Source organism: Type-D symbiont of Plautia stali (assembly GCF_001485335.1).
GTDB classification, from domain to species: domain Bacteria; phylum Pseudomonadota; class Gammaproteobacteria; order Enterobacterales; family Enterobacteriaceae; genus Pantoea; species Pantoea vagans_C.
Genome location: NZ_BBOC01000029.1, coordinates 40,868 through 59,062 on the forward strand (window position 1 = coordinate 40,868; position 18,195 = coordinate 59,062).

Here is an 18,195-nt window from a genome sequence, read left to right on the forward strand (position 1 = left end):
TATCCGCCCTAAAGGATCAACCATGGCCGTGTTTTTTGCCCCACGCGCGCTGCTGGCCGACGGCTGGCATGAAGACGTTATCATCACCACCGATGCCTCCGGGCAGATTACCGAACTCACGCCCAACAGCGCCTGCGGCAGTGCAACGCGCCTGGCGGGCCCGGTGATCCCGGCTATCGCTAACCTGCATTCACACGCTTTCCAGCGCGCTATGGCTGGGCTGGCAGAAGTGGCGGGCGCCCCCCAGGACAGTTTCTGGACCTGGCGCGATCTTATGTATCGCATGGTGCAACGCCTGTCACCCGAACAGGTGGGTGATATCGCCACGCACCTGTATATCGATATGCTGAAAGGCGGCTACAGCCAGGTGGCGGAGTTCCACTATTTGCATCACGATCCGTACGGGAAACCTTATGCCGATGATGCGATGCTTCAGCAACTGATCGCTGCAGCCGATACCGCCGGAATCGGTCAGACGCTGCTGCCGGTGCTCTACAGTTACAGCGGCTTTGGTGCTCAGCCAGCCAGTGAGGGACAACGTCGCTTTATCCAGCAGACTGACGCCTATCTGCAACAGCAGCAGCGCGTAGCCCAGTGGAGCGCGCGCAAACCATTACTTAATCATGGCATCTGTTTCCACTCGCTGCGCGCGGTGAGTGAAGCACAAATGCGTGATGTGCTCGCCGCCAGCCACGCAGAGGTGCCGGTGCATATTCACGTCGCAGAGCAGGAAAAAGAGGTCAATGACAGCCTGGCCTGGAGCGGTGAGCGCCCCGTTGCCTGGCTCTACAATCGCTTTGAGGTGGATAAACGTTGGTGCCTGATCCATGCCACGCACCTTGATGACAGTGAGATTCAGCGCATGGCGGCCAGCGGTGCCATCGCCGGATTATGCCCCACAACCGAAGCCAACCTCGGTGACGGTATTTTCCCCGCGGTGGAATACATCGCACGCGGCGGGCGTTGGGGCATTGGCTCCGACAGCCATGTCTCGCTCAGCGCGTTAGAAGAGCTGCGCTGGCTGGAGTATGGTCAGCGTCTGCGCGACCGTCGCCGCAATCGCATCACCCTGCCGCATCAACCTTCGGTGGGCGATCTGCTCTGGCAACAGGCGGCGCAAGGCGGTGCCCAGGCATGCGCTATAGCCACCGGTGAACTGGCGGTGGGCAAACGCGCCGACTGGCTGGTACTGGATAACGAAGCATTCCTCGGCAGCGTCAACTCCGCCTCCCTGCTCAACCGCTGGTTGTTTGGTGGCACGCAGCGTCAGATTCGCGATGTGTTTGTCGCCGGAAACCAGGTGATCAGCGAAGGCCATCATCCCGCCGAAGACGCCGCGGCGGCACGCTTCGCTTTAGCCATGAGTGCACTGCAATGAGAACGCATTTTGATTATGGCCAGCTGCCGGTGAGCCGCTGGCGCAATGGCGGGGGAGAAACCCGTGAAATCGTGAGCTTCCCGCCAGGTGACGCACAATTTGGCTGGCGCGCCAGCATCGCCACCATTGACGCCGATGGCCCCTTCTCCCCTTTCCCCGGTGTTGACCGGGTGATCACGCTGCTGCACGGTGACAGTGTGCTGCTGCGCAGCGAGCAGGTGCAGCAGCGTTTGCTACCGCATCAGCCATGGGCATTTCCTGGTGAATGGGCGATTGAGGCGCAGATCAGCGGAAGCTGTCAGGATTTCAACATCATGACGCGCCGCGACAGTTGGCTTTCTCAGGTTGAGGTGGTTCAGCACCCTGTTACCAGCACGCATGGCGTCGCCTGGGTGTTGAACGGAGAGTGGCAAACCGCAGACGGGGAGAGACTGACGTTGGATCAGGGCATGTGGTGGCTGGATGAAGAGACGACGCTGGCTCCGCTCTCGGCGGAAGCCAGCCTGCTGTTTGTGGCGCTTAACCGTGTCCTCTGAAACGACCGAGTAACTTATAACGCGAGCCTGGATAGAGCAGGCGCGCGTAAGTCACGATTTTATTGTCGCTCCAGGTTTGACGACGAATCAACAAGCAAGGTTCATGTTCATCCAGCGCCAGATGCTTACGCTGGCGCAGGTCCGGCAGCACCGCTTCCACAATATGCTCACCGGCGGTCAACGGCGCGACACGCATCAGATAGGTGTAAGGCGTGAGTTGATGGTAATCCTGGCTAAGGTAATCCGGTGCCACCAGTGGGTTAACCAGACGATCTTCCAGCTGAACCGGCAGCTCGTTTTCATAATGGACGATCAGCGAATGGTAGAGCGTTTGCCCGGTCGATAAGCCCAGCACCGCCGCCTGTTCAGGATCGGCCTTCATCTGACCAATGGATAAAATTTTGCAGCTGTGACGATGGCCGCGCTGAGCAATTTCATCCGCGATATTGTGCACTTCCAGCATCGCGGTGTAGCCCTTCATCTCAGCGACGAAGGTGCCCACGCCCTGCATACGCACCAGAAACCCTTCACTGGTCAGTTCACGCAGTGCCCGGTTGATGGTCATACGGCTGACGCCCAGCTCATTGACCAGTTCGCTTTCGGATGGCACGCGCTGGTTGGCTTTCCAGTGGCCTTCACGGATCTGGCTGACGATCGCCTGTTTCACGCGTTGATAAATCGGTGCTGGCTCATCGCCCATCGCTGCGGCCAGCTGTGCTATTGCCGTTTGCTCCGCCATATCCTGTTCCTTTTCCGAATAATGCCCAAAGTTTACTGTCTCAGCGCGTAAATGTATATACATCTAATTGTGCAGACAGCACGCCAACAGTGCAGCCCTATCCCCTTTTCAGTGCAATGCGTTACCGGCTTAGCCAGCGAATGCGCATTGCGGCGCATTTCACAGAATCAGATCAATCTGGCATAGCGCTTGCTACTTGTATAGACAAGATTAGACACTTATGCTTCACTCACAGCATTCCATGGTCGTCCGGGCGATTTTATCGCGGTAGCAAAGCGACCGGACAGTGCCAGATCACTTGTATAGACAGGAGTAGACTATGTCAGGTTCGGTTCAGGAAATTCGCCTCGTTCCCGGTGAAGTGGACCTCGCCACCTTGCGAACCATTTATCAAAGCAAGGTGACGCTCACGATAGCCGATGAGGCACGTGCGGCCATCTATCGCGCCAACGAAACCGTTGATGCCATCGTCGCATCGGGCAAAGTGGTATATGGCATTAATACCGGCTTTGGCAAACTGGCGCAGACGCAGATCCCCTCTGAGCGTCTGGCCGAACTGCAACGTAATCTGGTGTTATCCCACAGTGTCGGCCTGGGCGAATTACTGCCGGATAACGTGGCGCGTCTGGTGGTTGCCACCAAAATCATCAGTCTGGCGCGCGGCCATTCCGGCGTGCGCATCGAACTGATCGAGGCGTTACTGGCGCTGTTCAATGCGGGCGTTATGCCTTGCATCCCAGAGAAAGGATCGGTCGGCGCATCGGGTGATTTAGCCCCGCTGGCCCACTTGTCACTGATGCTGCTGGGTGAAGGCCAGGTGCGTGTAGAGGGCAAACTGATCCCTGCGACAGAAGGTCTGGCGCGTGTCGGCCTGCAGCCGATTGTGCTGGGACCGAAAGAGGGTCTGGCACTGCTTAACGGCACCCAGGTTTCCAATGCCCTGGCACTGCGCGGTCTGTTCGAAGCAGAGAACCTGTTCGCCGCAGGATTGATGGCGGGCGCACTCTCGCTGGAAGCCATCAAAGGCTCGGTGAAACCTTATGATGCACGCATCCATCAGGCTCGCGGTCAATCAGGGCAAATCGCCGTGGCCGCTGCGGTCTCCACCCTGCTGGAAGGCAGCGAAATCCTTAGCTCGCATACCAATTGTGGACGCGTACAAGACCCCTACTCTATTCGCTGCGTCCCTCAAGTGATGGGAGCCTGCCTGGATAACCTCAGCCACGCAGCACGCGTATTACAGATTGAAGCTAACGCCGCATCGGATAACCCGTTGGTGTTCAGTGACAGCGGCGATGTCATTTCTGGCGGTAACTTCCACGCCGAGCCAGTGGCTTTCGCCGCCGATATTATTGCGCTGGCGATTGCCGAAATCGGTGCCATCTCCGAGCGTCGGATGGCACTGCTGCTGGATACCGGCCTTTCGGGCTTGCCACCATTCCTGGTGCGTGATGGCGGTGTCAACTCCGGCTTTATGATTGCACAGGTGACGGCGGCCGCACTGGCCTCGGAAAACAAATCCCTGGCGCATCCCGGCAGCGTCGACAGCCTGCCGACCTCTGCTAACCAGGAAGATCACGTTTCAATGGCGACCTATGCCGCTCGCCGCCTCGGCGATATGTGCTTCAACACCGCCGCCGTGGTGGGGATTGAAGCGATGGCAGCAGCACAGGGCATTGATTTCCACCGTCCGCTGCAAAGCTCTGCTGCGCTAGAGCAGGAGATGAGCCGAATTCGTGAAAACGTGGCCTTCCTCGATCACGACCGTTTAATGGCGCCGGATATCGAATCCATGCGCTTGTGGGCCAGCAGCCATGCCTGGCCTGAATCCCTTACTGCGCTGCTGCCAAGCCAGCGTTCTACTACCCATTAAGGAACCGATGATGAGCGAAACTTTGTCTCAGGCTGTAGCCCGTGAAATCCGTGCGCCGCGCGGTAATGAACTGCATTGTGCAAACTGGTTGATTGAAGCGGCTTACCGCATGATCCAGAACAACCTCGATCCTGATGTGGCAGAACGCCCGGAAGATCTGGTGGTGTACGGCGGTATCGGTAAAGCAGCCCGTAACTGGGAGTGCTTCGAGCAGATTTTGCGTTCACTGCGTGCCCTGCAGCCGGAAGAAACGTTATTGATCCAGTCCGGCAAACCAGTCGGCGTGTTCCGCACCCATGCGGATGCGCCGCGTGTGCTGCTGGCGAACTCCAACCTGGTGCCATACTGGGCCACCTGGGATCATTTCCACGAGTTGGATAAAGCCGGGTTGATGATGTATGGCCAGATGACCGCAGGTTCATGGATCTACATCGGTGCGCAGGGCATCGTGCAGGGCACCTTTGAAACCTTCGCCGAAGCCGGTCGTCAGCACTACGACAGCGATCTGCGTGGCCGCTGGATCCTCACTGCCGGTTTGGGTGGCATGGGCGGCGCACAACCGCTGGCAGGCGTGCTGGCCGGTGCCAGCGTGCTGGCGATTGAGTGCCAGGAATCACGCATCGATTTCCGTCTGCGTACCCGCTACGTGGACCACAAAGCCTACACGCTGGACGAAGCGCTGGATCTGATTGAAAAAGCCACCAAAGCCAAACAGGCGATCTCCGTCGGCCTGTTAGGTAATGCCGCCGAGATCGTACCGGAACTGGTCAAACGCGCTAAAGCGGGTGGCATGAAACCCGATATCGTGACGGACCAGACCTCTGCACACGATCCGATCAACGGTTATATGCCGATCGGTTGGGATATTGAGCGCTGGCAGGCCGAGCGCGTCAGCAACCCGAAAGCGGTGGAACAAGCGGCACGCGCGTCGATGGCCGTGCACGTGCAGGCGATGCTGGATTTCCACCACATGGGCGTGCCCACCGTGGATTATGGCAATAACATCCGTCAGGTGGCGCTGGATGAGGGTGTGAAAAACGCCTTCGATTTCCCAGGCTTTGTCCCGGCCTATATTCGTCCGCTGTTCTGCGAAGGCAAAGGCCCGTTCCGTTGGGTGGCGTTGTCAGGTGACCCGGAAGATATCTACAAAACCGATGCCAAGCTGAAAGAGCTGTTCCCGGATCATAAGAACCTGCACCGCTGGCTCGACATGGCGCAGGAGCGCATCGCTTTCCAGGGCTTACCCGCGCGCATTTGCTGGCTGGGCCTCGGCGAGCGCCATAAAGCCGCACTGGCGTTCAACGAAATGGTGCGTAATGGCGAGCTGAAAGCGCCTATCGTGATCGGTCGTGACCATCTGGATTGCGGTTCGGTGGCCTCACCTAATCGTGAAACCGAAGCGATGAAAGACGGCTCCGATGCCGTGTCCGACTGGCCGCTGCTCAATGCCCTGCTGAACACCGCCGGCGGCGCCACCTGGGTGAGCCTGCACCACGGCGGTGGCGTAGGAATGGGCTTCTCGCAGCACTCTGGCGTGGTGATTGTCTGCGACGGCACCGCCGAAGCCGATGCGCGCCTGAGCCGTGTGCTTTGGAACGATCCGGCAACGGGCGTGATGCGCCATGCGGATGCCGGTTACGAGCTGGCGCAAAGCTGTGCGAAAAAACATGATTTGAATCTGCCAATGCAGAAATAGCTTTACCGGTGCGCAGCAATGCGCACCCTACCTTGATAACCGTCGCGGCGCGATTTATCGCATCGCGACGGTTAATCACTCTGCGACTCATCGCATATTTCATTCCGCTATAACCTATAGCCAAATTATTCCGTTCCGCGATAGACGCCACCCTGCGCTTACCACTACAGTGAACACATCACCTCGTGTCAGAGAAATCGCAGCACAAGCTGCTGATGGAGAGCCTAACTTTATGAGCCTGCCTGCCGTCCTGCTGGAAAACGCCCTTAACTGGCGTCGTCAGTTACACCAACATCCTGAACTGGGTTACCAGGAGCAACACACCAGTGAGTTGGTGGCAAAGGTGCTTGCAGAAGCAGGGTTACAGGTGTTTCGTGGGCTGGCAGGAACCGGTGTTATCGGCACGCTGGAAAATGGCCCGGGGCCGGTTATTGGCCTGCGTGCCGACATGGATGCGCTACCGATCACCGAGAAAGGTGCACCCGCGTGGAAATCCAACCGTCCCGGCGTGATGCATGCCTGCGGCCACGATGGTCATACCGCGATTCTGCTGGCGGCCGCCTGCCAGCTGGCCACGACACGTAACTTCAAAGGCACGGTGCATTTCCTGTTCCAGCCCGCTGAAGAGAACCTTGGCGGTGCACGCAAAATGGTGGAAGAAGGCTTGTTTACCCGCTTCCCCATGGATGCAGTCTATGCAATGCATAACTGGCCTGGTTTACCGGTGGGTTCGCTGGCGGTAAATCCAGGGGCAATGATGGCCTCGCTCGATTCGTTTGAAATCACGCTCAATGGCAAAAGCTGCCATGCGGCCATGCCGGAAAGCGGAGCCGACCCGATGGTGGTGGCGGCAGAACTGATTATGGCGTTACAAACCATTCCGTCTCGTCGTCTGTCACCGTTGGCTTCAGCAGTAGTGAGCGTGACGCAAATCCACGGCGGTGAAGCGATCAATGTCATTCCAGAGCAGATTGTCTTGCGAGGCACGGTACGATGTTTGCAGACCGACGTGCGCGATCGCGTGCGCGGTCTGATTGAAGATTTCGTCACCACGCTGCCACACCCGTTTGGCGTCAGCGGTGAGATTCACTGGTATCCTGGTTATCCCGTCACGGCCAACCATGCCGTACCCGCTGAGCAAGTGCGCGATGTCGCTAACCGCGTGTTGGGGGAATCGCAGGTGCACTGGCAGGTTAACCCTTCCATGGCATCGGAAGATTTCGCCTGTATGCTGGAACATTGCCCCGGCGCTTATTTCTGGTTAGGTGCCGATGGCGCAACGCCTTCTGCCCCGTTGCATAATGCCCATTACGATTTTAATGACGAGTTGCTGCCAATTGGTATCACCTTCTGGCAGCAGTTGGTGGAAAGCGTATTGGTAAAAGATTGATTGAGTGACAATTTGATCTGTTCATCCTGGTGCGCATGAATACGCACCCTACGTAAAACGCGCCAATGCATTGTAGGGTCGCCCCATTTATAGTGACCGAAAGGCGCTTAACTGACGAGCATTACGTGATTAATGGCGACCTTGCTGACGCTAAATCCCAGCCTGCTGCAATCGCGTTTCTGCTTCATTCAAATTGGCAGCTTCGCCTGTCGCCACTAAACAGCATGCCAGCTGTAAACGCAGCGCCTGTGGCACCGCGCGCTCACCGGCCAACACCTGTTTAATCCACTCAGCCGTATCCTGCGCATTTTTGCTTTCCGGCAGTGCGACGCTGATTTCCGGCTGGCGCTCAATCCACACTTCGGCCTCTGCGCCCGCGCCCGCGATGTAACTGATCGCCGGACAGCGCTGCGGATTAGCGTACACCTCGCCTTCGGTGCCGTTAAGCAAAATGGCGGGCGCATCAATATCCTGGAAGAACTTGCCCACACGCGGCACATATTCCGGGTGTGAAACACTCGACAAACGCAGCGCTGCGCGTTCAGCGAACGGCGTCGCCAGCTTCGCCAACGTATGGGCACTGTTGCGTACGCCCATGCGCCAGCGCAGTGAAAGCTGTTTCGCCATCGGCGCACAGAGATGATCAATAGTGATAAAGGCCAGTTCACCGCTATCGAGTTTGGCCTGCGCCTGCTGCGCGTTAATGACCGGGGCAATATCCAGCGCGGCCAGCACCGCTTCGGTGGTGATGCGGGTAGGATCATCACTGACACCGTGCAGTAACACCGGGAAACCGAGCTTGTTGAGCAGCAATGCCAGCAGCGGCGTCAAATTGCCCTGACGACGGGCGCCATTGTAGCTGGGGATGACAATGGGCATCGGGCGATGGGCCGGAGGTTGCAGCTGCATCATCTGCTGCTGCATGGCGTGGTAGAAACCGCGCATCTCCTCTTCACCTTCTCCTTTGATGCGCAGCGCGATCAGCACACCGCCTAACTCCAGTTCAGGCACTTCGCCGGCCAGCATGGCGCTATACAGCGCCACCGCCGTGTCGAAATCGATATCGCGCGCATGGTTCTTACCGCGCCCAATCTCTTTGATAATTTTGTTCAGTTCCATCAAGGCATTCCCGCTTCCAGGGCGCGCCGATACCCGGCTGCCAACATTAATGTTCAGATTTTCTTACGGCGTTTCGCTGGCTTCTTCTCTGCTTCCGGCACGGCCGGTTGTTCAATCGGAAACACCGGCAAGGCAGCCAGCAGTCGGCTACCGTAGCCTTTGCTCAGCAGGCGTCGATCGTAAATCACGATCTCGCCAAAGCAGTTGTGGCTGCGAATCAAACGCCCCACCTGCTGAATCAAGGTAAATGAGGCACTCGGCAAACTCTGCACCTCGAACGGGTAGCGCTTGAGGCTCTTCAACCACTCCCCTTCGGTCAAAATTACCGGACTGTCCACCGGGGGAAAAGCAATTTTGTGGATATGCACCTGCGAAAGCAGATCGCCTTTCAAATCGAGACCTTCCGCAAAGGATTGCAGCCCAACCAGAATACTGGTTTGCCCCGCCTCCACCCGCTGACGATGTAACTCCACCAGCCGCGAACGAGGTTGATCCCCCTGCACCAGCATCGACAAACGCAATGAGGTGAGGTGGCTGACAAATTGCTGCATGGCACGGCCGCTGGCAAACAGCACCAATACCCCTTTGTGCTTCTCTTCCGCCATTTGCTGCAGGAAGAAGCGCGCCATCTCCGCGATATGTTCCGCTTCCGTCGCCATCAAGGGTTCATACTGCATTTGCGGAATCACCAGCTTGCCCTGGTCAATGTGATTGAAGGGGGAATCCAGCGCGACAAAACGATCGCCCGCCTTTTCACTCAGGCCCGACATCTCCTGCAAGCGGTTAAAGCTGTTGAGCGAGCGCAGGGTCGCCGAGGTTACCACCACGTGCGGGATCTTGCGCCACAGTAGTTTCTCCAGCTGATCGCTGACGCGGATGCCCGCGCAGTGGAACAGGAGATGCGCCTGGCCATCACGGATTTCACGTGTAATCCACTTCGACACTGGTGCATTGGAGGCTTTTTCCATGGCGGCCAGTCGCCACAGTTTGCTGATCGATTCAAACCAACCAAAATGGCGATTGAGCTGAATAATGGCTTTATGCAGGCGCATAATGTCTGCACTGCCGGTTTGATCGCCCAGCTCATTGAGCAAACCTTCACTCAGCCCGCGCAAGGCATCGCTTAACTTAAACAGCCGCGCGCACATCGTCATCAGTTCTTCAGGCAGTTCACCCAGCACAAAACGGAATTCACCCGCTTGGTTATTTGACGGCAACAAAGGATTAAGTGCCGCGCACAGCACTTGCAGTAACTCGCGCATCTCATCGCAATGGCCTTTCAACCGCTCTGGATTGGTGAGCGGTGGCGGTGATTTGGGGCGGAACTGCGCCATGATGGTTTCCACCAGGCGCACAAACAGATCGAGCTGCAAACTGCTCCAGCCCGGCGTGATTTCAGCACTCATCTCCAGCGCATCACGCGCCACTTCCGGCAGATGATGCCCTTCGTCCAGCACCAGCATCAGATGTTTTGCCGGGGGCAGCACCGACTCATTCTCCATCGCCGCCATCACTAACGCATGGTTGGCGACCACCACATCTGCCTGCTCAATCTCTCGACGCGCGACAAAAAATGGGCATTCACGATACCAGCGGCAGTGATGTCCAAGGCAATTGGCTTTATCGGTTGAAAGGCGCTGCCACAGGCTGTCTTCAATCGAGACATCGGAGTGATCGCGCAAGCCATCCCATTTGTAACGGCTGAGATCTTTCTCCAGCCGGGCGCAGAACTTCTGCTCCTCTTTGGAACCGGTCACTGCCTCTTCATCCAGATAGAGCAGCAGATCGCCTTGCTGATCTTCGGTCGCGGCCAGCGCCGCCAGATTGCGCGGACAGACATAACGACCGCGACCAAAAGCGGCGGTAAAGGTGAGGTCGGGAATGATTTTTTTCAGCAGTGGCAGATCCTTGCTGAAAATTTGATCCTGCAGCGCCACGTTGGCAGTGCTGATCACTAAACGCTTCTCCTCGGCGCGGCTCACCGCAATACCGGGGATCAGATACGACAAGGTTTTACCCACGCCGGTGGGGGCTTCGATCGCCAGATGGCGGCCTTCGTCACCGGCCAGACTTTTCGCCACTTCGGCGATCATCTGGCGCTGCGGCGCGCGCGGGATAAAGTCAGGAACCTGCTGCTGCAGCGCCTTGTACCATTGCGCAATTTGGCTTTTTATCGCTGCTGTCAGGGCCATGTTGAATACTTTTTGCTGAATTGGCCTGTATTTTTACACAGTATCGCCGCAGCGTCAGCTTTCACTGCTATTTTTTCGCGCGGGATTCAGAATTTCACGCATCGCGCGGATCAGGGTTTCGCGTGAGCGTCCACGGCGGAAGGCGAACGAAAACGGCGCGCGGAAATGGAAGTGTTCTGGCAGCAAGCGGCACAATTTGCCCTGCAGTTGCCAGCTGCTGGCATAGTGTTCGGGCAGGTAACCGATAAAACGCCCGGAAAGAATCAGCGTCAACTGCGCTTCAATACTCTCAACCGAGGCATTGCTCTGACGAAAACCGCGTTTGTTGAGTTCTTGCTGATTCCAGTAACGCCGCGTCACCATGCCCGTTTGCTGCACGGTGCGCATATCCGTCTCGCCCTGCGCCAGAGGATGCTCAGGGCTGCAATAGAGCCAGTGCTGCTCTTCATACAGTGGAATGGTCACCAGATTGCTGGCACGCAGCGGAAAGTGACCAATGGCTAAATCGAGCCGATCTTCCAAGAGCTGCTGTTGCAGTTCATTGGGATCGCGCACACTGAGGTTGAAAAAGACCGCTGGAAAACGCTGATTAAAACGGGCAATTGCGGCTGGCAGATCCAGCATACAGTCCGTCACCGTCGCATCGACCACGCCAAGGGAGAAGGTTCCGCCCTGTTCACTTTTCAGGGTTTCGACCTGCTCCTGCCAACCCGCCAGCGTCGCCAGCATCTCCTGGCTGTAGCGGTAAAATTGCTCGCCCTTGGTGGTTAACGTGAATCCGCCGCGCCCGCGCTGGCACAGAATAAAACCCAGCTGCGTCTCCAGCTCACTCATATAGGCACTGATGGCGGGCGTGGTCATATTGAGCGCCTGTTGCGCTCGGGAATAGCCCTGATTTTCTACCACACTGGCAAACACCTGCAGCAGTTTAAGGTTGGGAAGCGTCTGCACCGATTTTCCTTCAGAGATTACTGGCTAAAGTTAAGTAATCTCTGAAGTGATTATCTGCTGTCAAGTATTTTTCCTGTACGCGCCACACGCCATGATGAGGTTCACTTAGCCGAAGGAGCCCAAGATGACCGATTTTCCTCAGCCGCAGGGCGGCAACGAGATGCCACGCTTTGCTGGACGCGGCACCATGATGCGTCTGCCCGCTGTCGAATCCCCTGCCAACCTGGATGTCGCCTTTGTCGGGATTCCGCTGGATATCGGGACCTCGCAACGCAGCGGCACGCGATACGGGCCGCGCGCCATTCGCGCCGATTCGGTGATGATTCGTCCTTATAACATGGCCACCGGGGCAGCCCCGTTTGATTCACTGCGCGTCGGTGACCTCGGTGACGTGCCGATCAACACCTATAGCCTGTTGAAGTCGGTCGATATCATCGAAAACTATTATACCGAACTGAATAACTGGCCAATTATTCCCCTGACGCTCGGTGGCGATCACACTCTGACCTTACCGATTCTGCGGGCGCTGGCGAAAAAGCATGGCCCGATGGGGTTGATCCACGTTGATGCCCATACCGACACCAACGATGAGATGTTTGGCGAGAAGATTGCCCACGGCACCACTTTCCGTCGTGCGGTGGAGGAAGGTCTGCTCGACTGCCAGCGCGTGGTGCAGATTGGTCAGCGTGCACAGGGCTACGCTGCCGATGATTTCCAGTGGGGCGTCGATCAGGGCTTCCATCTGGTGCCCGCCGAACAGTGCTGGTATCGATCCATGGCACCCCTGATGGCCGAGGTGCGGGCACGCATCGGAGATGGCCCGGTGTACCTCAGCTATGACATCGACAGCTTCGATCCCGCCTGGGCACCTGGCACCGGCACGCCAGAAGTGGGTGGATTGACCTCCATGCAAGGCCTCGAGATTGTGCGCGGCTGCCGTGGACTCAACCTGGTGGGCGGCGATCTCGTCGAAGTGTCACCGCCGTACGATCTCAGCGGCATGACCTCGCAGCTGGCGGCCAATATCCTTTATGAGATGCTGTGCGTATTGCCCGGCGTCCGTTACACAGAGAAAAAGTCATGACACAACAGAATTTGGTGTTTCCAGCGCGCGTCTTGCGCGGCGCGGGTGTAATCAATCAGCTGGGCGAGATTTGCGCCGGGCTGGGTCAACGCGCCCTGCTGATTGGCGGCCATCAGGCATTGCAAGCGGTGGAAGCGCAGGTGCGCGCGCAACTGCTGGCAGCGAATGTCACGCTGCTGGCGCAGGAATGGTTTGGCGGCGAAACCTCGATTAATCAGATCAATCGCCTGGCAGCCATCGCCACGGAACTGCAAGCGGATATAATCATCGGCGTCGGCGGCGGTAAATCGCTGGATACGGTGAAAGCGGTCGGCGCGCAGCTTGGCTTGCCCTTTATTACCGTGCCAACCATCGCCGCCACCTGTTCGGCGGTAACGCCATTAAGCATTCGCTATGATGATAACGGCAATTTCTTCGATATCTTCCCGCTGCCACAGGCGCCAGCGGCGGTGATCATTGATAGCGAACTGCTGGCAAAAGCGCCGCCACGCTGGCTGGCCGCGGGGTTGGGCGACACGCTGGCAAAGTGGTACGAGTTCCGTGCCGTTAGTGCGCGTCATCCGGCGCGTGAAGGCAATGCGCTCTCTTCACTGGCACACAGCCAGATTTGCTATGACGTTATCGCCGAGCACGGTCCGGCTGCCTATGCCGCCGTACTGCGCGGTGAAAGCAGTGCATCTCTGGATCAGGTACTGGACGCCATCTTTACCTGGGCAGGATTGACCTCGCTGATGAGCAACGGAGCCCACGCTGCTGCATCCCATGCGATTTACGAAGGGTTCACCTTCTGCGATAAAACCCGTGAATTTGGTCATGGCCTGCTGGTGGGTTTCGGCAACCTGTGCCTGCTGGCGCTGGAAGATCGCAGTGACGAAGAGGTGCTGGATGAGATGCGCCTGGCACGTGACTGCGGTGTGCCGCTGACGTTGCGCGAGATCGCACAGCTGGATGACGCTGAACTGGCGTTGATCGTGCGTGAATCGGTGCATGCGCCGGATATGGAGAATATGGCGCAAGCGGTAACCGAAGCGCGCCTGCTGGCAGCGATGCAGCGAATTGAAGGGTTAGCTGCGCGGGTTTAACATGGTGCGCTCGGGTGCCCTCACCCTAACCCTCTCCCACAGGGAGAGGGTTAGGGTGAGGGCACAGAAATTCAACCACATAGCTCGAACAACTCCCTCGCCCGCTTGCGGGAGAGGGCTGGGGTGAGGGAAACTGATCAACCCGCAGCCAATAACGCCACCATTTCCCGCACATCCGCCACGTCGTCCAGATCCAGACAAAGGATCTCCAACTGCTCAACCTGCTCCAGCGGCAACACACGCCCCGCTAAGCTACGGTATTTCGCCAGCAACGCTTCAAGACTCAGCGGATTGGCCGGTGCGCCAGAGGCAACAGCAACATGATGCTGCCACTGCTCCCCGTGCTGGGTTTCAATGCGCACCCAGGGTTCATCATCGCGCCCCTGCTGTTCATCAATCTCCAGCACGATACGTGTCATGAATTCGGCCACCTGAGGGTGCAGGCGCTTCGCATCATCGTAACTCCCCAGTTCGGCGGAACCATACAGCGCACGTGCCGCCAGTGCATACGGCAAGCTCATCTGCGCACTGGCCAGGCTTTCCAGCTCACGTCCGCCACACATATCGAGCAGGAACGGATTAAGCCCCACCACAATGCGTTCGATATGCTCGACACGCACCTGATGCTGAGACAGCAAGATGCCTAACGCATCAATCGCCGCATGGGTGCCGCGACAGGAGGCATAAGGCTTGATTGAACAGCGTGCGAGTTTCCACACACTGCCGAGATCGGCAGTTAACGCGGCGGGCTGCTGGGTTTCTGGCGCCAGGGTTTGTAAAAATCCGCCCCATTTCGCCTCAAATACCGCTGATGGCCCATTGATGCCACGCTGTGCCAGCAACACAGCCTGTACGCCGCCTTCTGCCGCACGCGCAGCATGCAATTTTTTGGTGTGTGAACCGTCGTGGATAAAGCCCCACAGACCGCCGCTAAAACTGGCGGCAATACCCAGCGCAGAGGCGCACTGCTGACGATCCAGCTGCAACAGGCTGCACACGGCGGCGGCCGCACCAAACACTCCGCAGCTGGCCGTTGAGTGCCAGCCCGCGCCATTGTGCGCAGAGTAACCCCCACAGGCTTCCAACACCCGACGTCCCACATCATAGCCAATCACCATCGCAACGATCAGCGCCCGGCCTTCCACCGGATGTGTAGCGAGCGGCAGTGCCGCCAGCAAGGCGGGCAACACCACCGCACCTGAGTGATCGCAGCCGCCAGTGTCATCCAGCTCATACATGTGCGCCGCCACGCCGTTTAGCCAGGCCGCCTGACGCGGTGAACACTGTGCATCACTGCCCCAGACCACCGACTGCGCCTTGCCGCCCTCTTCAGAGACTAATGCCAGACAGTCACGCCAGATGGCACTGTCCGTGCCCGCCAGCGACGCACCAAAGGTATCGAGCAGGTGACGCTTCGCTTGCTCAACCAGTGAGGATGGCAGTTGCTCAAACTCGGTGGTGGCGATAAACGCGGCCAGTTGTTCAAGCGTTGAAGCCATGGGCACCTCCAGTAATGCGAGTGAAGACTTCCGCAGGATGCGAGATATCGTTCCCTGGCTGGGATTGCCAGTGTGCAGCCACCTGCTCGGCCGTGGCGATCCACACGTTGTGCTGCTGTAGAGTATCGATCAATTCACGCAGCAAGCTGATGCGTCCAGCGGTACCCATAATCTCCGGATGCAGGCGCAGCAGATAACACAGGCCAAAGCGGTGGAAGCCGTGGAAATCTTGCGTCATATTCGCCAGCGTCTCAGCATAGGGCGCAATACGCGATTGCCCCGGTGGAATCGCCGGGCTGAGGTTGAAAGCAAAGTAAGGTTCGTCTTCCAGCGTATAGTGCATCGGCAATTCGACTAAGCGAGTGCCGGGATGAAAGTACGGCAGATCGTCGCCACGCCAGCTGGATGACCAGCGAATCCCCTGCGCCACCAGCGCTTCTGCCAGCCCCGGTTTCCACTGCCCGGCTGGAGTGCGAAAACCTAAAATCGGTTTGCCGGTCAGTTGTGCCAGTTTGTCGCAGCCGCGCGTCACGCTGTCGATCTGCTGCGTTAACGTCAGCTGCGAGAAATCTTCATGACGATCGCCGCTACAGGCAATTTCATGGTCTTCCGCCACGATACGTTGCAGCAGTTCCGCTTGCTCCTGGGCGACAATCGCGGGCAGGCACCAGCTGGCTTTCAGCTGCTTTTCCGCCAGCAGCGCCAGCAAGCGATCGACACCGCGCAGCGTGCCATAGCGCCATACTGACAAGGTTTTATCGCGCCCGGCAACAGCCGGTGCCTGCGTGAGAATGCCGTGGATATCGTTGAAATCGATGGTGAGAACAGCAGCCGACTGGAAGCCCAGCGGCCAGCGAGAAGATTCAGTCATGCTGTTGCTCCTGCAAATACCACTGCGCCACCGCGTCACAGCGCGCAAACCACACGTCATCACGGGCGGTCATATGTTCAAACAGTTGTTCCAGCAGCAGGATACGCCCCGGCTGACCGGAGATTTTCGGATGGAACAGCGTGGTCAGGCATAAGCCTTCGTCCATCGCGCCGTCGAACTCACGCTGCCAGTTATCGCGCGTTTGGGCATAGCTGGCGATGCGATCGCCACCTTTCGGGAAATCAGGCTGACGGGTATAGGCCAGCGAGGCGTAGTCATCCATCTCCCACTTGCCGGGGATCTCAACCAACGGCGTATGGCCCGCGACGGGCATCGCATAGGGACGATCATCACCGCGCATGCTGCTGGAGTAGATCACCCCCGCTTCACGCAAAATTTGTGGCGTTTCCGCATGCCAGTCACCTGAGGGAGTACGAAAACCACAGGCGGTAATACCCAGATGCTGTTTAAAAATCTCGGCAGATTTCGCCATCACCAACCGCTGCTCTTCCGGAGAGATAGCCCAGAAGGATTCATGGCGGTAGCCGTGATAGGCCACTTCGTGGCCCTGTTCGATAATCGCCTGACACTGCTGCGGCCACTGCTCCACCACCCATGCTGGCACAAAGAAGGTGGCGGGCAGATTGAAGGCGCGCAGCAGGTCGAGCAGACGCCCGAGCGCGCGGTATGGCCCGTAAGCCCCAAAGGTAAAATACTCTGGCGTTGACCACAGGCTGCCATTCAACATGGCATCGCCGGTGGGACCGTCAAGGTCAAACGCCAGCGCCATACAGCCGCGTTTACCCTGCGGCCAGCGCACTGCGCCCGGTTGTTGCATCTGCTTACTCCTTAGCCCTGATTAACCATCGCTTTATCGATACCGTTATCGCTCAGGCCCCATTTGCTGAGGATCTTCTGGTACGAACCATCGGCAATCATGGCGTCAATCGCGGCCTGAATCGCTGTGGTCAGCTCGGTGGCATCTTTGCCCATCGCCATGCCGGTGTATTGGAAGGAGAAGGCTTTATCCAGCGGCTTAAAGGTGCCTTTTTCCAGATTCATGATGTACGGCAGGGTTTCGCTGCCCTGCACTGCGCCATCCAGACGCCCCTGACGCAGCTGAGTACGCGCATCTGCCGTGCCTTCTGCGCCCACCACCACGATCGCCGGTTTACCTGCGGCTTCACAGTGTGCTTTCGACCAGTTGGCAATCTCTTGCGGGAAGGTGGTGCGACGGCTGGTGCCGACTTTCTTACCGCACAGATCCATCGCGCTGTTGATCTCAGTATGAGAACTCAAGGTGTAGAACTGCGGGCCGGTTTTGAAGTAGTCGATGAAGTTAACCACTTTCTGGCGCTCTTTGGTGTCAGTCATGCCTGACATCACCAGATCAACGCGTTTGGTGACCACGGCGTTGACCATCTGCTCAAAAGCGATCTCTTGCCAGTTGATCTTTACGCCCAGCTTTTCACCAATCGCCTGGCCGAGATCGTAATCGACACCGGTGAGCTGGTTGGTCGCCGGATCTTTAAAGTCCATTGGCGGGTAGTTCGGCATAATCGCGACCGTTAACCCTTTCTCTTTGATCGCCGCAGGTACAGCGATATCTGCCCAGGCAGAAGATTGCAGCAACACAGCAGCACTGATGGCACTCAATAACAGCTTTTTCATGTTTTTCACCCCGGTCACATTAAAGAAGAATCGCGTTTATAAAGTTTTTCATCCGTGGGTTCTGCGGGTTCAGCAGAATGTCTTCTGGTGCGCCCTGCTCGATAATTCGTCCCT

At 57.7% G+C, this 18,195-nt stretch carries 15 protein-coding genes; 7 read left to right on the forward strand and 8 right to left on the reverse strand.

Features of this window, described 5'->3' with window-relative positions; translation table 11 throughout:
• The first annotated feature begins 22 nt into the window (after positions 1-22).
• Positions 23-1,378, forward strand: a complete 1,356-nt coding sequence (locus tag PSSD_RS11345; protein WP_058972310.1) for a formimidoylglutamate deiminase — start codon at positions 23-25, stop codon at positions 1,376-1,378.
• Complete coding sequence (locus PSSD_RS11350) at positions 1,375-1,914, forward strand: HutD/Ves family protein (protein WP_058972311.1); 540 nt, start codon at positions 1,375-1,377, stop codon at positions 1,912-1,914. The genes PSSD_RS11345 and PSSD_RS11350 overlap by 4 nt, the downstream gene beginning before the upstream one ends.
• On the opposite strand, the gene hutC is transcribed toward PSSD_RS11350, so the two are convergent.
• On the reverse strand, positions 1,898-2,653 hold the full coding sequence (gene hutC / locus PSSD_RS11355) for a histidine utilization transcriptional repressor HutC (protein ID WP_039329607.1): 756 nt from the start codon (positions 2,651-2,653) through the stop codon (positions 1,898-1,900). The two genes, PSSD_RS11350 and hutC, sit on opposite strands and share 17 nt — an antisense overlap.
• Positions 2,654-2,972: 319 nt before the next feature.
• Between hutC and hutH the strand changes: the two genes are divergently transcribed.
• From hutH to PSSD_RS11370, 3 genes are all read left to right on the forward strand, one after another.
• Entirely contained in the window at positions 2,973-4,526 is a 1,554-nt protein-coding gene (gene hutH / locus PSSD_RS11360) for a histidine ammonia-lyase (RefSeq protein ID WP_058972312.1), read from the forward strand.
• Positions 4,527-4,536: 10 nt separating this feature from the next.
• Positions 4,537-6,222 carry a urocanate hydratase gene (gene hutU, locus PSSD_RS11365; RefSeq protein WP_058972313.1) on the forward strand — a complete coding sequence of 562 codons (1,686 nt, stop codon included), beginning with the start codon at positions 4,537-4,539 and terminating at the stop codon, positions 6,220-6,222.
• Between the two features lie 232 nt (positions 6,223-6,454).
• A complete protein-coding gene (locus PSSD_RS11370) occupies positions 6,455-7,612 on the forward strand; it encodes a M20 aminoacylase family protein (RefSeq protein ID WP_058972314.1) in 1,158 nt (385 codons plus the stop codon).
• 150 nt (positions 7,613-7,762) lie between these two features.
• On the opposite strand, the gene ybiB is transcribed toward PSSD_RS11370, so the two are convergent.
• Genes ybiB through PSSD_RS11385 form a run of 3 tightly spaced genes read right to left on the reverse strand, consistent with a single transcriptional unit; the run spans position 7,763 to position 11,874 of the window.
• Positions 7,763-8,731, reverse strand: a complete 969-nt coding sequence (gene ybiB, locus PSSD_RS11375) for a DNA-binding protein YbiB (RefSeq protein WP_058972315.1) — start codon at positions 8,729-8,731, stop codon at positions 7,763-7,765.
• A gap of 53 nt (positions 8,732-8,784) precedes the next feature.
• Complete coding sequence (gene dinG / locus PSSD_RS11380; protein WP_058972316.1) at positions 8,785-10,923, reverse strand: ATP-dependent DNA helicase DinG; 2,139 nt, start codon at positions 10,921-10,923, stop codon at positions 8,785-8,787.
• 54 nt (positions 10,924-10,977) lie between these two features.
• Positions 10,978-11,874, reverse strand: coding sequence for a LysR family transcriptional regulator (locus PSSD_RS11385; RefSeq protein ID WP_058972317.1), 897 nt, complete (start codon positions 11,872-11,874; stop codon positions 10,978-10,980).
• Positions 11,875-11,998: 124 nt separating this feature from the next.
• Between PSSD_RS11385 and speB the strand changes: the two genes are divergently transcribed.
• Entirely contained in the window at positions 11,999-12,958 is a 960-nt protein-coding gene (gene speB / locus PSSD_RS11390) for an agmatinase (RefSeq protein WP_039329620.1), read from the forward strand.
• Complete coding sequence (locus PSSD_RS11395) at positions 12,955-14,040, forward strand: iron-containing alcohol dehydrogenase family protein (RefSeq protein ID WP_058972318.1); 1,086 nt, start codon at positions 12,955-12,957, stop codon at positions 14,038-14,040. The genes speB and PSSD_RS11395 overlap by 4 nt, the downstream gene beginning before the upstream one ends.
• A gap of 137 nt (positions 14,041-14,177) precedes the next feature.
• Here the strand turns inward: PSSD_RS11395 and PSSD_RS11400 are convergent, their stop codons facing one another.
• The 4 genes from PSSD_RS11400 to PSSD_RS11415 are packed head-to-tail and all read right to left on the reverse strand — an operon-like array spanning position 14,178 to position 18,081.
• On the reverse strand, positions 14,178-15,539 hold the full coding sequence (locus tag PSSD_RS11400; protein ID WP_058972319.1) for an MmgE/PrpD family protein: 1,362 nt from the start codon (positions 15,537-15,539) through the stop codon (positions 14,178-14,180).
• Positions 15,523-16,410, reverse strand: a complete 888-nt coding sequence (locus tag PSSD_RS11405; RefSeq protein ID WP_058972320.1) for a polysaccharide deacetylase family protein — start codon at positions 16,408-16,410, stop codon at positions 15,523-15,525. The genes PSSD_RS11400 and PSSD_RS11405 overlap by 17 nt, the downstream gene beginning before the upstream one ends.
• Positions 16,403-17,248 (reverse strand): polysaccharide deacetylase family protein, encoded by an 846-nt coding sequence (locus PSSD_RS11410; RefSeq protein ID WP_058972321.1) that lies wholly within the window; start codon positions 17,246-17,248, stop codon positions 16,403-16,405. The genes PSSD_RS11405 and PSSD_RS11410 overlap by 8 nt, the downstream gene beginning before the upstream one ends.
• Before the next feature lie 11 nt (positions 17,249-17,259).
• On the reverse strand, positions 17,260-18,081 hold the full coding sequence (locus tag PSSD_RS11415) for an ABC transporter substrate-binding protein (RefSeq protein WP_039329652.1): 822 nt from the start codon (positions 18,079-18,081) through the stop codon (positions 17,260-17,262).
• Positions 18,082-18,195: the final 114 nt, after the last annotated feature.